Annotated in this window: 3 protein-coding genes; all 3 read left to right on the top strand. The window is 46.9% G+C overall.

What is annotated here, in order from left to right; all coding sequences use genetic code 11:
* Window positions 1–198 precede the first annotated feature (198 nt).
* A complete protein-coding gene (locus tag H6F93_RS09440) occupies window positions 199–606 on the top strand; it encodes a nitroreductase family protein (RefSeq protein WP_190680220.1) in 408 nt (135 codons plus the stop codon).
* Complete coding sequence (locus H6F93_RS09445; RefSeq protein ID WP_190680221.1) at window positions 603–1,016, top strand: HNH endonuclease; 414 nt, start codon at window positions 603–605, stop codon at window positions 1,014–1,016. Before H6F93_RS09440 ends, H6F93_RS09445 begins: the two co-directional genes overlap by 4 nt.
* Before the next feature lie 201 nt (window positions 1,017–1,217).
* On the top strand, window positions 1,218–1,505 hold the full coding sequence (locus H6F93_RS09450) for a hypothetical protein (RefSeq protein WP_190680222.1): 288 nt from the start codon (window positions 1,218–1,220) through the stop codon (window positions 1,503–1,505).
* Window positions 1,506–1,556 lie beyond the last annotated feature (51 nt).

A 1,556-nucleotide genomic window follows, 5' to 3' on the forward strand; every position in this document is an offset into this window, starting at 1 on the left:
TAACCTTTGCCTGTGACGATACCCGAAATCTATTAAACTATGTGGCATCCCCGCTGCAGCAAGAGATGGTGGGAGAAATCTGGTCCCTTCTAAACTAATCTAAATGGTTTGTGAGGACACAAACCATTTCACAAGTCAGATCGGACTTCTGTAGGTGAGGAGTAGAATGGTTGAAAGAACTGGTCGGAGGTTGTTTTGATGGCTGAACTTACGATTCAAATCCCCGACGAATTGGCAATCAAGTTAGAGCCTTTGCGGAGTCGGTTGCCTGAGCTGCTCAGCCAACTTCTGGTGTCAACCAACCCATCTGCTGAGCCACTGGCGATCGCCACAGCCAACTTGCAAGAAATTCCTCAAGCCTACATCGAAGTTCTCGATTTCCTCATTACTAGCCCAACTCCACAGGACATTATTGCTTTCAAGGTCTCACCTGAAGCTCAAGAGCGCTTGCGACTCCTTTTGGACAAGAATCGGGAGAACACTCTGACTGTTTCTGAGGTTGCTGAGCTTGATGTCTACGAGCAACTTGAACACCTCATGATCCTGATGAAGGCTCGTGCACTTGGCGCGCAGCAAAATTCTGGAAGAATTGCTGCAGATCAATGACATCAGCCAAAATTCCTGCTGACCTGCGCCAAGTGGTAAGCGATCGCGCTCAAGGACGGTGCGAGTATTGCCTGCTCCATCAAGATTTCTCCATTTATACCCATGAGGTAGACCACATCATTGCTCAGAAGCATGGCGGTCCAACAACGGCTGATAACTTGGCTTTGTCCTGCCTCTCTTGCAATCGGCATAAAGGAACAGATATAGCTACATTTGATCCTGCCACTAACAAAATCACTTCACTCTTCCATCCCCGGAAACAAACCTGGGTAGAGCACTTCAAGCTAAATAATGGCAGGATCGAGGGCATGACATCAGCTGGTCGGGCAACAGCGAAACTCTTGATGTTTAATACCCCAACTCGGATTTTAGAACGTCAACTTCTGAACGCGCAGAAACAGTACCCCTGAACCCGACACTTGGATGTGAAGGGAACTAGATTTACTCCAATATCATCAATAGACATGGTTTGCCGTTATTCCAAGCCATTTAGATCTGTAAATTATTTGGAATAAGACTGAACCACCCTTCTCCAACTCATGTCAATCTTTACTTTTACTTGCCAGCAGTAAAGTCCTTGTGCAATGCTTTAGTACAAAAGTACTTATCCTATGGCTCAATCTACACTTGTCTCACCCTCTGCTGGCTATCTGCTCGACCGAGAAGAGCTAATTCGTATCCGGAGCTTGAAGCTGCTAACCAGCGATCGCGATTATGTCTTTTTCGCGCTGCAAATTGACTTTCCTGGGAAGCTCAACCCCTCCGTTGATGTCGAAGCCTTTTGTGAAAGATGGGAACTGAGTGATGGCAACCTCTACAAAGCTTTAGGGGAACTGCGGAACAAGGGCATCGTAGTATCCATCGCCAGTCAACTGAACCTTGAATTTCAGCCCTCTTAGAAACTGATTCGTGTACCTAAGCTGGGGTTGAGAGGTAACGGAACACTCTTC

Origin of the sequence: Leptolyngbya sp. FACHB-671 (genome assembly GCF_014695745.1) — a bacterium.
In the GTDB taxonomy this organism is placed as follows: Bacteria; Cyanobacteriota; Cyanobacteriia; order Elainellales; family Elainellaceae; genus JAAUTN01.

Bases quoted from the DNA above. Each gene is read 5' to 3' on its own strand.
- H6F93_RS09440 (WP_190680220.1), top strand. From the start codon at position 199: ATGGCTGAACTTACGATTCAAATCCCCGACGAATTGGCAATCAAGTTA.
- H6F93_RS09445 (WP_190680221.1), top strand. From the start codon at position 603: ATGACATCAGCCAAAATTCCTGCTGACCTGCGCCAAGTGGTAAGCGAT.
- H6F93_RS09450 (WP_190680222.1), top strand. From the start codon at position 1,218: ATGGCTCAATCTACACTTGTCTCACCCTCTGCTGGCTATCTGCTCGAC.